Raw genomic sequence first — 12650 nt, 5'->3', positions numbered from 1 at the left:
CCCTAATCACATTTCTAAAACAATATATGAGATAGCCTGTGTTTTGAGGGAAACAACTTTTATAGATAATATAACGCAACGAGCATCTTAACTATTGATAACGTCGCTGCTGCTGCCACAACAAACGACTCTGCAACGGTTGATAATCGAGCAAGTGATCGATGAGGTGTCGATATAACTTCGACCAATGATTCAAAGTCGTTTTAGTAATACCCAACTCTGCCATTTTTATCAATTCAGCACCTATGAATACAGTTTTCATCGTGGTGCTTTCTAAGGTACTTTCTAAATGTTCAGACTGTGATTCATTCTGTAAGACAGGCATAAATCCCACATCAGGTAAAAAGCAATAAGAGCAATTCGGTTCGATAATATCTTGGACACTATCGTGGGTCAAAATTAAGCTAAAACCCAACTCATTAAATAAGTGAGACTCAAATTGGCGCAGACACAATCGTAATTCATCGGTACTTAAAGGCTGTCTAAGCTGATGTAAACTGTCTTGATAATGCTGCCACAATATAGGCATAGGATCTTCAGTGGGTAACAACCGCCACAATATTTCATTTAAGTACAATGCAGAGTATTGCTGCTGGCCAGTGATATTTCCATAAGGCACTGACTCTAGAGTAGCAGCGATATTAGCCTTATCTTCTATACTTTTTGGAATGGCAATTTGTGACGTGATATTGATTTGACTGAAAGTCTTTAAGTCACGTTTGCCGGTAGCAAAAAGTTGTAGCGGCATAAATAATGGCGCGCCTTTTTTCCCAATACCATGTATCACACCATGCTGCTGAGAAAACAAATAGTATAAAGCGCGCTTTTCTTGATAGGGACGCTGATGTAATAAGTAACCAACTAGTGCTTCGTTACGCATTTTTTATTACCTCAGCATCTAGCACATAAAGAAATGTTTACAGTGCTAGTATTCAATCAATATCCCAAACTGGTTAATGCACGTTCATCATCAGACCAACCACGTTTCACTTTCACCCATAATGTGAGCATAATTTTTTTGTCGAAAAGCTGTTCCATATCTTTGCGAGCATCCATACCCACTTGCTTGATACGTTGTCCTTTGTCACCAATGACAATCGCTTTTTGACCAGTACGCTCAACATAAATAGTCGCATCGATAAAAGTACAAGCTTTACGTGGGCGACCTGTCTTTGGATCAGTATGTGCAGGCTCATCTTTAAATGCATCAATCTGTACCGTTAAATCATATGGTACTTCGTCGCCCGAACTACGCATGATTTTTTCGCGGATAATCTCACTGGCTAAAAAACGCTCTGATCGATCGGTAATTTGTTCAGTATCATAAATAGGTGCCGCAACTGGTAGATGTGACGCAATCACTTCTTCTAAGCGGTCTAGATTCTGATTTTTTAAAGCAGATACAGGCACGATGTCAGCAAAATCAAAACTGGCATTAAAAGTCTCGATAAGTGGCAATACACTGCCTTTATCTTTTAAGGTATCTGATTTATTAATGACCAATACCACAGTTAAATCAGTCTCACCGAGCTTCTGCAAGGTCAACAAGTCATCGTCACGCCACTGGTCTGAATCAACAACGAATAGTACCAAATCAACATCTACTAATGCAGATACGGCGGCTTTGTTCATACGCTCATTGATAGCACGCACTTCATTACGATGAATACCTGGTGTATCTACAAATACGGCCTGCATCTCATGATTTGACAGAATGCCGTGAATACGATGACGAGTCGTTTGCGGTTTACGTGACGTAATAGACAGCTTTTGACCCAACAAGTGATTCATTAGTGTCGATTTACCGACATTTGGACGTCCAACAATAGCAACATAACCTGTCTTAAAGTTATCAGCTATGCCTTCATGACGACTAGGCGAAAAGAACTCTTCAATCGCCATATCGTTTTCTGACGCCACATCTTCTGAGTGAGAGATACCATCATTCGTTATATCAGTATTATCTTGGCTTAAGTTGATATCTTTTTTTTCAGTCATATTTTCGGCGTTATCTTCATTATTTGAGGGCAAATCAGTATGATTGCTCATAGGGTAATCCTGTAGGTTTTATAACCAGTCAAACGGTATTTAATGATGAATTGGTTTTATCAGCACTAAAAAGTGAAACCGTTGTCGGTTGGGAAATATTTGAGGTTTGAAAGTATGTGACGTTTAAAAAAAAGCAAATAAGCAATTTTTAAAACGTCACTTAATATGGGTCGTCAGTTTAAAATTGCGTTGGTAGTAAATCGCTAAATGTTAGTTATGTACGCTTTTTAGCTGAGCCTGGAAGTTTATGCAACTGGTTGATCATAAGCTCTGCTGCTTTTTGTTCAGCGATACGGCGGCTCTCACCAGATTCAGTAATATCAGGGCAGTTAATGATATTAACATGGCAACGTACAACAAATATTTGATACGGTGCATTACCACGTGTTTCCATTAGCTCATAATGTGGCAGGTCAAACTGCTTAGATTGAAGCCACTCTTGTAAACGACTTTTTGCATCTTTTAATGCTTTACGATCATTGACGTTATCAATCAAATCTCCGTACCAAGAGAGCACGCAATCTCGCGTAATACCCATATCTTGACTGTCTAAATATATAGCCCCTATCAGAGACTCTACTGCATCGGCCAGTATAGAAGCACGATTGCGACCACCGCCCTTCCTCTCGCCCACTCCTAGTATAAGGTGATTAGAGAGCTCTAAGTTTTGCGCAATGATGACCAGTGACTCTTGGCGTACCAACGTTGCACGCATACGAGTTAATCGACCTTCATTTTGGCTAGGATAGCGATGATATAAAGCCTCACCGACAATCATACCTAGTAAGGCATCGCCTAAAAACTCTAAACGCTCATAGTTTTTCTTGCTATCAAATGAGCGATGGGTCAATGCAAGTTTTGGAAGGCTCAAGTCGTTGAACACATAGCCCAACTTACGCGTTAATACCGCTAGCCGCTGAATAAATTCTGAGCTAACAACAAGCGTGTCGACAGACGTGCCATTTTGTTGAGGAGTAGGAACCGCTTGGGAATGCTGCGAAGTTGGTTTCATGCGTGGCTTGTGGTTATCCCTTCTGTTTTACGGATTTAGTCATAATATCTATCGACTAAGGTTATAAGGAAAATTTAAGAGGATATTGACACCTCTTTCAATTACTCTGCTGCTGCCATATCAATATCACCTTCAAAACGATTGACGATATCAATATTGCTAAAGAAATTATTGGTTACTGCATATTGCTTATAAATAGCCAACTGGCCGGTTTTCTTATTAGTAAAAGTAAAGACTTCTTCTGCGGTAGTATTATAGTCAGCATTGATAGATAACTGCCTATTAACACGTGCAACAAACTGCTTGGCCGTTTCGTTGTTATTATTTGACTCGAGAAGTTCTGTACTCAAAGTTTTAGTCAATTGATAATCACCAATCTGAGCTGGAACGATAGCAACTACTAGCTTGGCAGCAATGCCCAACACCATAATGATGAATACGATACTTGTCACACTAGCACCGCGCTGAGTGGCCAATCCAGATAGTTGCTGCATTATGGTATTCCTCTACTGATAAGTTGCTATTTTTGGTAGATACCTAAATATAAGGTATCCGTTAATTAGGTAGCAACAATATTAGCACAAAACTATTATCGAAAAATCAACCAATAGAGATTCTTACCATCTTAATTAATAGCTCCATTGCGTTGGAAAGTTGGTAAATTAAGTCCTGGTGGCTTATGCATCCAAATATAAACTGCTTTGCCCGCTAAGTTCTCATCAGGTACAAACCCCCAAAACCGACCATCAGCACTACGGTCACGGTTATCACCCATAACAAAATAATGACCTTCTGGAACATTAATACGCCATTCTGTCCCTTCTGAGCTAACCACTTCTGGTGACTGCTGCTGTAGGAAGGGTGCGTACTGAGCACTATTCATACCAGTCAAGTAGCGAACAAGATGCTTGTTCTCACCCGGTGTTTCTTCAAAGTACTGCGCCTCACCTTCCTCTTGCTGACCCATCGCAGCTGCACTTTCTTCGGTCAGCTCTTGCCCTGGAGCAATTTGTCCCGGCAGATAAAGCTGTGAAGTCAATTCAGCACTTGCCGAAAAATCTACTGGCTGAGTATCAATCGGAACATCGTTAATCGCAAGTACACCTTGATCGTAGCTGACAGTATCACCAGGCAAGCCAATCACACGCTTAATATAATAAATACTAGGATTTTCAGGGTAGCGAAATACAGCCACATCACCATGTTCAGGCGAGCCGGTATCCAATATTTTATTATAAGTTAGCGGTAGTCTTACGCCATAAGAATACTTGTTTACAGCAATAAAATCGCCCGTATAAAGCGTCGGTACCATAGAAGATGATGGAATATTGAAAGGCTCAATCAAGAATGAGCGCACAATCAAGACCACTGCCAATACAGGGAAAAAATCATAAGCCCAGCGTACTAGTAAGCCTTCTTGACCACGCCCACGAGTTTTACGTTGTTTGAGTGCCAATTTGTCTAATAGCCAAACAATACCCAAAACGACGGTTAATGGCACTAAAATTAAATTAAAATCAAAATCCATACTAGTTTGCCTATTAACGAGCTGCTGCTTTAACGGTTGCTATTTATCAATTAATTGTACTAATCACTGTCAGTTTTACACTAACAATGAATATTCAATACTTACTCTACTTGTAGTACAGCTAAGAAAGCTTCTTGTGGAATTTCCACATTACCTACTTGCTTCATGCGTTTTTTACCAGCTTTCTGTTTAGACAATAGCTTTTTCTTACGCGAAACATCGCCACCATAACATTTGGCTAGTACATCTTTACGCATGGCTTTCACAGTACTACGCCCGATGATTTGGCTACCAATAGCGGCTTGAATGGCCACATCAAACATCTGACGTGGAATCAACTCTTTCATCTTAGTAACCAATGCGTTACCACGATAACGTGATTGCGTTTCGTGCACAATCATCGCTAAGGCATCGACTTTATCGCCATTGATTAGCACATCGACTCTCACCAGTTTATCGGCTTGATAACGTTCAAAGTTATAATCGAGCGAGGCAAAACCGCGTGAGACCGACTTCAGGCGATCAAAGAAATCCATGACGACTTCGCCCATTGGAATGTCAAATATCAGCTGTACCTGTCGACCCATAAAGCGCATATCAACCTGAACGCCACGACGTTCAATACACAAAGTCATCACATTACCTAAGTACTCTTGCGGTACTAAGATCTGACAGCGAGCAATTGGCTCACGAAACTCTTCAATGTTGTTTGGCTCAGGCAAATGTGAAGGGTTATCTACATAGATAACATCACCATTCTTTTTCTCAATTTCATAGATAACTGAGGGCGCTGTCGTAATCAAATCCAAATCGTATTCACGCTCTAGACGCTCTTGGATAATCTCCATGTGCAGCATACCCAAGAAGCCACAGCGGAAACCAAAACCAAGCGCATCTGAAGTATCTGGCTCAAAAAATAGTGAGGCATCATTGATCTGCAGTTTTTGCAAGGCTTCACGGAATTTTTCGAAGTCAGTAGACTCTACAGGGAACATGCCTGCATAAACTTGCGGTGTTACTTGCTTAAAACCCGGAATACGATCGACATCAGGCGTTTTGGCGTGAGTAATCGTATCACCAACAGGCGCGCCGGCAATGTCTTTAATACCAGCAATAATAAAACCAACTTCACCCGCCTCTAAAATACCCGTATCTACAGGCTTTGGTGTAAACACACCAATAGAACCCACTAAATGCGCCTCTTGAGTTGATTTAATATAGAGCTTATCACCTTTGCGTATAGTTCCTTCGCGCACACGAACCAATGACACCACACCCAAATAGTTATCAAACCACGAATCAATGATTAAGGCTTGTAGCGGTGCTTCACGGTCACCAGTCGGTGCTGGAATAAATGCAACCAATGCTTCGAGCAGTTTATCGACGCCTAAACCTGACTTGGCTGATACACGCGGTGCATCAACTGCATCAATACCAATGATGTCTTCAATCTCTTGAATAACGCGTTCAGGCTCAACTTGTGGCAAATCAATTTTATTCAGTACAGCCATGACTTCTAGGCCTTGATCAACTGCGGTATAGCAGTTGGCTACTGATTGCGCTTCGACACCTTGCGCGGCATCAACGACTAAAAGCGCACCTTCACAAGCGGCTAATGAACGCGACACTTCATAAGAAAAGTCGACGTGTCCTGGTGTATCGATAAAGTTGAGCTGATAACGCTCACCATTAGGATGATCGTAGAACAAGGTTACGGACTGCGCCTTAATAGTGATACCGCGCTCACGCTCAATATCCATGGAGTCAAGTACTTGAGCCTGCATCTCGCGATCTTGCAAGGCACCGCACATCTGAATAAAACGATCAGCAAGTGTCGACTTGCCATGATCAATGTGGGCAATGATTGAAAAGTTACGAATATTGGCTAATGCAGTCACAAAGCGCCTACTAAATTAAGGGTGATAGAATAGTGAAACTAAAAGAATAAATGCTGTCACACGCAAGCGATATCATAATTGCGTATTACTGAAAATAGCTCAAATCAGCTTATACACTAAAACTGCTATCTCAAATCAATCGCCGAATAGGCTATTACTTACGTGCAGATGTAAAAGAGTATTCTAGCAGTTTTCCACTACAAAGTAAGGCGATTTTGTGAGCAGAGAGATGATTTACAAGTGAAGTTACGAGCTGATAACCATACAGAGAGAAAGTATGATGCTTATTAGGGCTTTATTGTCTTCTGTGGTGCTAATAATCCATCAAAATGACTCACAATAAATCAGTAGAAAAAGCTACTGGGGTATATTGGATTTAGAGATGCCCTTCTCTACAGACTTACTTCCTGCTTGACCCAAATATTTATACATCCATGGTGATTTACCATAAAAAGCACCGTTTATCTGAGTCTGTTCTATCAAATATTCACGAAATCTTAGATAAAACTCATTATCGGGACTTTTAGGCCGTTGCCAAAAATCACTAAGTGGTTTTTGATCGGTCAGCTTAGGCGTATTATAAATCGCACGACCCATGATCTTGGTTGGTTTTTTATGATATACCGATTGCAGACCCGTGGTACTGTTGATAGTCAGCATACCAATACTATGTTTCATCAAGGTTGGCAAGTGCATATCGCAACCGTAAAAAACACGGTCAACCACTTCATAGCGCACGGCCAAGCTAGATACCAACTCACGATAGTCTCGATGACCACGATCTAACGGATGATGCTTCAGTACCAGCAACTGCTGCTTATCAGCATAAGTTGCAAAACTTGCAATAGACTCATCAATGAACTGTACAACATCTCGATAATCACTGTGATGGGTAATCTGTGAGTCATTATGCACTTGCAAACTAATCAAGAAGTAATTATTACTTTCGTTCTTAGTCAGTCTATTCTGCAGTTGTTTATCAGGTATGTAATCTCGCAATTTTCGCCATGGTGCTCTCAGCCAAGCAATCGCTTCTTGCCATGCTGTCATGCCACGGTAATGCGAATAGTGTGGATAGCGACCTTTATACATCCAAGCAATAATATAATAAACAATAGCAGCAATACTCAACCGATAAAAACGATTGTGTGTATATAGCGGCTGATCATTGGCCTTTTTGAGTGCTTTGATGTCTTCTATATTTAAGCGTGAATAGCCATTAATCCCATGTTCTTGCAAGGTGATATAGTCAGGACGCAAATACCCTTCTTCAAATACGAAAAATGACGTCTCTAACTGCTCGCTGATACAGGAAGCTTGCGTATGATGTGGGCGACAATCGCCGAAACAAACAATCGCATCAATGGCATTTTCTTTAATGAATGCCTGCAACCAAGAAGAAAAATGCGCTAATGTTCCCGTATATTCATAGGTATTATCATGATGATAGAAAAAAGCATCACCTGCATTAAAGTTAATTTTGCTAACTTTGATATCTTGGGTTTGCAAAAATGTCGAAAAGCGATTGAAGAATCCGCCCATCTTTCCTTGTAACAGCAAGACGTGTCGATGAGTAAGCAAGTGAGACATCGATGCTGCCATAGTATTGGACTACCATTAAGTGAAAGGGTCATAAATAAAAACGAGAGTGGTCGGTAAACCGTGTGAAGGCACGTAGAATAAAAAATATTATACCGAAAAACAATCTGCTTGTCGCAGCGGAATTATGCCACGAGTCCGAAGCCCATCAACGGGATACTTTACGCAAAAACTGCTGAAATTGATGACGCTGCTGCATAAAACGTGTGGCGGCATGACGCTTAATTTGTGTAGTCAAAGTCGATACTGCTGACTTAGAGGTCTGCATCGAGTGATGCGTATTGTTAAACATTTTAGTTTGAGATTCTTTTTTACCATTACCTTCAAGCATATATTCGTTTATAGATGGATACAGATAATCAATAACCTGTTCTACTTGCGCAAGCCCATAGCCATTTGGTAAACGATAGAGTGGATAGCGAATGAGCACGCAATACAGTAATTGCTCGAGCGTCAACGCTGTGTCTCTTTTGCGTCTTTCTAAATATTTAGACTTGGGTGATAACTCTGCGTCAATATCAGTCGTTAACCCCCATCCTGCATAAAATGGCAAACCATAACAGGTAACCTTTAAACCACGCAGCAATGCCTCAAAACCCGTCAACGAGCTAATAGTGTGCACTTCATCGATACATTCTAAGCAGTCAGGCATGGCCGTATCATAGGCGACCGCATTTACTTGACGTAAACCTGCTGCCGTTACTTTGCCTGCTCGCAACCCTGCCTCAACGTCAGGGTGCGGCTTATAAATTAGGTAAGCATCAGGGCTGTCTTGGCATACACGATCAATCAAGCCACGATTAGTCTTGATGGTCGAACCACAATACTGAACTGACAAATCATCTTCTACTTGACCGATAATGAGAATTCGGCGTTTGCCAGATAATTTTGCTTCCTGCATCCATGAGCTATGCTGGCTATCAGAACTATTAACATCAGCACCCACATTGTATTTACTCACGCGCTGAGTAAGTAGCTTTTCTTGCAGCAGTTTTACTCGTGTACTTTGGTGTGGATTTAGCGCTTCGCAGTTGCACAACAATGTTTCTAAATCTGAGGGCTGAGTCGCATCATAATAGATGCCCTGCTTATCTATTACCACCGACAATGGTGCGAGTAGTGTGGCACCTAAACCATTTGAGCGGATAAATCCATCTTCCATACAGTAAATAGAAGGCTTTTCAGAAAACTGCATTACTAGTTTTTTCTGGCGCTTCTGTTGTACTTGCTGTCGTTTGGCTAAGCCCCATACAAGTAAAGGCCGCTGATAGTTGACTCGAAAATGATCTGGATGCAGTAGATTCTTTAAGCGTGGCTTAGGTTTAACGAATAATGTTGTACGTGGCAGATTGATAAAATCTCTCACAAAAGGCAACTTCCAACGGCTGAACTCATATACTGTCAAATCGCCTTCCAAACGTGATTGCCAATGACGATTGGTCACCAACCACTCAATAGCCGTATCTATGTCGCAAGCCTTTTTGGTTGCGGGATCTACGTAATGGCTATAGTCAATATAAGCGCTATAAAACAGTGTTTCTAGCGTGGTATTTATTGTCTTACTAGACGCTGTAGAGAATAGTGACAAGCCTGATGTTTTCTTAGTAATCACTGATGCTCTGGCAGACAATTCACGACGATGCTGAACTTCTTTAAGCAAACGTTTTGGTGCGCCACTATCGTCGGTGAGCCCCCACCCGCTATACCAGCTGACACCAAAACAATGCACCTTTTTACCCAACATCAATGCCTCAAAGCCCATATGTGAGCTGACTGTATATACATGCTCCACTTGAGAAAGCAATGCAATTGGGTTAAGCGCTTGCGTTAATAGTCGAACATTTTTAGGTGGTCTAAGACTGGTCAGGTATCCTGATTTTGATGCAGGATGAGCCTTTATCCAAATATGAGAGTCTGGATGATTACTGCAAGCGGCTTTCAGCATTCGCTTAAATTGACGTTTGTTAGCACCAGCACCTCTAACAGAAGAGTCACCAGCTACTTGATCAATTAATAGAACATGAGATTTTAGAGGTATTTTGAGCGTGTTTATATTGTCTTGACTAACCAAGTCGTTTAATGAAGGGCAGTCGATGACTGCGTTATACTTGCTAATCTGTTCATCACAGATACGTGCCATCAATTGCTGAGCACGTGCTTGCTCTGTTCCACTCTTATCGATAATAGCATTTTTAGTACGCTCAATTATCAGCTGCTCGAGGCGTGAACACTGTGTCAGATCAAAGTAGATACCAACATCATCAACAACCACACTCAAACCATGACGGCTACTAATACCCGAATCCAATGAGCGTAAAAAGCCATCTTCAATACTGAGGGTTGAAAGCTGCTGCCGTGTAGCCACCTTGTTGGCTCGTTGATAGCTTTTCTTGTGACCCCATCCAATAAATGCATCAGGTTGCTGTTTTGATGAATGCATAATTTTCTGTTTTATAGTATGTGGTAACGGTAAAAAGGACGAACTATCATCAACCAAGCGATAGGCCAATCCTGACCACGGGTACCATCGCTGAATATCGGCTTGTAGCATGTGCGGCAACAACACATTGTTATGACGTATACCTTTTCCCACAACGGCCAATTGAGTAAATAGTAATGACGGCTGTGCTGCAATGACAGACTCAGACATCAAAGACATAGCTTTGTCGTTATCAGTATTTGCCTGTCTTACTGCCATATTTCATACCTTACTAATTGAGCGTTATTTATCAAACTTCAACAATGCATTGAGCTTTCAAATCAAGGATCAAAATATGACGTTTGCAGCGATTGCCAATTGATAGAGGATTTGTGATATACCACGGGCAATTTCTACGTTTTTAGTTTTGATTTTTGGCAATACCATAATTTCATCGCCTTGCTGAATACGGTACGCAGTGTTAACCACTTCATTTGTACCGTTTTGATGAATCACAAGAATCTCTTTAGTATCAGCATTATCACCAAAACCACCGGAGCTAGCGATATAGTCGCCAACTGTATAATCAGCATTAAATGTCAGTGCCCCTTGCGCACGCACTTGACCATTTACCGTAATGATAGAGGTTTGCGCAGGTATCTCAATGATATCACCTTGCTGTAGAATGATGTCCTGCCATGAGTTCGGTACGACAACAATTCGACCATCCGTTTGTACTTTACGAGCTTTAGCTACAAACTCTTTAACTAAAGTAGCATCATCTTGACGCAGGGCTGCTTCTTCACGGGTCGTCGACTGCGTCGCAAGTGTTAATTCTTCTAAGCGATCAAGCGACTCATTAATCATACGCTTTTGTTGCTCAGCAACAGATTCGCGATAAATGGTCAAGTTGGTTAGCTTTGCAAGTGGACTCGGTTGCAATTGCGGGATAATATCTTTCAGGCGAGCCCCGTAAGGTACAATCATCGCACCGTTACCCGTATGCGCGCCCTTAACTTGAACAGCAATGGTACCCGCATAGCGATCTGACGTGACTACCATCTGATCCCCATTATAAACAGGCACGTTTTGAGCATCAGCTAATGAGTAATATTCTGCTGTCTGCGCACGGCCTGCACTGCGGGTAATACTAACATTGGTCGCATTCGCTGCTGGACTGGCCACTTGTAATACATCACCTACGGTCAAATCGTTTACATCAAACTCAAAAGTGTATTCGTTCTGAACTTGGCCACTAACTGCAAAGGTTTTCTTTTGCGGAGAGACAGTTATCACATCACCATCTCGAAATGAGAATGACTGTAGTTTACCGGCCAATAGGAAATCATATAAATTGACTTGCTGTAACATCTGACCATTACGCTTTATTTGAATATCAATATAGCTACCACGAGTTGGATCAACACCGCCTGCTCTGTCTAAGTAAGACAATACTGAATCTGCTGCCAAACCACCATAATAACCAGGTTGTTTGACAAAACCAGTAACGAATACTTTCACTGGTTGTGCTTGCTCTAGTGAAGCATAAACACCAACATTAGAGCGGTAAATACGACTGACAGCGCTTTTGACCACGTTTTGCAAATTACCATTTTGTACACCAGAGATGCGTACTGGACCAACATTGGGCAAGAATATATTACCTTGTGGATCAACTGTAGTAGTGGCTGCATATTGATAGGCACCCCACATCCTTACTTGGACGTTGTCACCAGGGTTTATCACATAGCTGTCATTAAAAGTAGAGCCAGAAGTGGTCGAGAATGCACCGCGAAACAACTGCTCACCAAACATCATATCTTGAGTGTTGATATCTTGATACGGACGTGTGGTATTGATAACCGACTGACTGGGCAAACTCGCTGCATTCACTGCTTCTTGCATCGTTGCCTGAGCCGGAACACTACCAGAGAATGCTTGCGTTGAGGCGTTGCTAGTATTGTTACTTGTACCAAAGCTAGATCCAGCCATCTGATTAGCAGCGCTATCTGCTGCCATGGCTGGCAAGCTCGTCGCGGCCATCGCCAAACTAATCATCATCACGATAGAACGTGGTTTTGTATTCATGCGTTGTATTCCTTTGCTGATCTATCGATCATTATTGATATCTGGTTTGTCAAAGTT

9 protein-coding genes are annotated in these 12650 nt (G+C 41.6%); all 9 read right to left on the bottom strand.

Going from position 1 to position 12650, the window contains the following annotated elements; all coding sequences use genetic code 11:
• Positions 1-91: 91 nt before the first annotated feature.
• The 9 genes from recO to ACZW67_RS00635 all read right to left on the bottom strand — a co-directional run bounded on the left by recO (position 92) and on the right by ACZW67_RS00635 (position 12593).
• Entirely contained in the window at positions 92-880 is a 789-nt protein-coding gene (gene recO / locus ACZW67_RS00675) for a DNA repair protein RecO (RefSeq protein ID WP_465181770.1), read from the bottom strand.
• A gap of 56 nt (positions 881-936) precedes the next feature.
• Complete coding sequence (gene era, locus ACZW67_RS00670) at positions 937-1902, bottom strand: GTPase Era (protein ID WP_465181815.1); 966 nt, start codon at positions 1900-1902, stop codon at positions 937-939.
• 361 nt (positions 1903-2263) lie between these two features.
• Positions 2264-3061: a ribonuclease III gene (rnc, locus tag ACZW67_RS00665; RefSeq protein ID WP_465181769.1), complete on the bottom strand. Its 798-nt coding sequence runs from the start codon at positions 3059-3061 to the stop codon at positions 2264-2266.
• A 101-nt stretch (positions 3062-3162) separates the two neighbouring features.
• Positions 3163-3555 (bottom strand): DUF4845 domain-containing protein, encoded by a 393-nt coding sequence (locus ACZW67_RS00660; RefSeq protein WP_465181768.1) that lies wholly within the window; start codon positions 3553-3555, stop codon positions 3163-3165.
• 131 nt (positions 3556-3686) lie between these two features.
• Positions 3687-4589: a signal peptidase I gene (gene lepB / locus ACZW67_RS00655; RefSeq protein WP_197099844.1), complete on the bottom strand. Its 903-nt coding sequence runs from the start codon at positions 4587-4589 to the stop codon at positions 3687-3689.
• Between the two features lie 101 nt (positions 4590-4690).
• Entirely contained in the window at positions 4691-6487 is a 1797-nt protein-coding gene (gene lepA / locus ACZW67_RS00650; RefSeq protein ID WP_110921745.1) for a translation elongation factor 4, read from the bottom strand.
• A 357-nt stretch (positions 6488-6844) separates the two neighbouring features.
• Positions 6845-8089 (bottom strand): capsule biosynthesis protein, encoded by a 1245-nt coding sequence (locus ACZW67_RS00645; RefSeq protein ID WP_465181767.1) that lies wholly within the window; start codon positions 8087-8089, stop codon positions 6845-6847.
• A 145-nt stretch (positions 8090-8234) separates the two neighbouring features.
• A complete protein-coding gene (locus ACZW67_RS00640; RefSeq protein WP_465181766.1) occupies positions 8235-10784 on the bottom strand; it encodes a capsular polysaccharide biosynthesis protein in 2550 nt (849 codons plus the stop codon).
• 69 nt (positions 10785-10853) lie between these two features.
• Positions 10854-12593, bottom strand: a complete 1740-nt coding sequence (locus tag ACZW67_RS00635) for a polysaccharide biosynthesis/export family protein (RefSeq protein WP_465181765.1) — start codon at positions 12591-12593, stop codon at positions 10854-10856.
• Positions 12594-12650 lie beyond the last annotated feature (57 nt).

This window comes from Psychrobacter sp. TPE 89C (assembly GCF_055522395.1).
The sequence above is the reverse complement of the archived record's forward strand: the minus strand, read 5'-3'. Positions and strand labels throughout refer to the sequence as shown.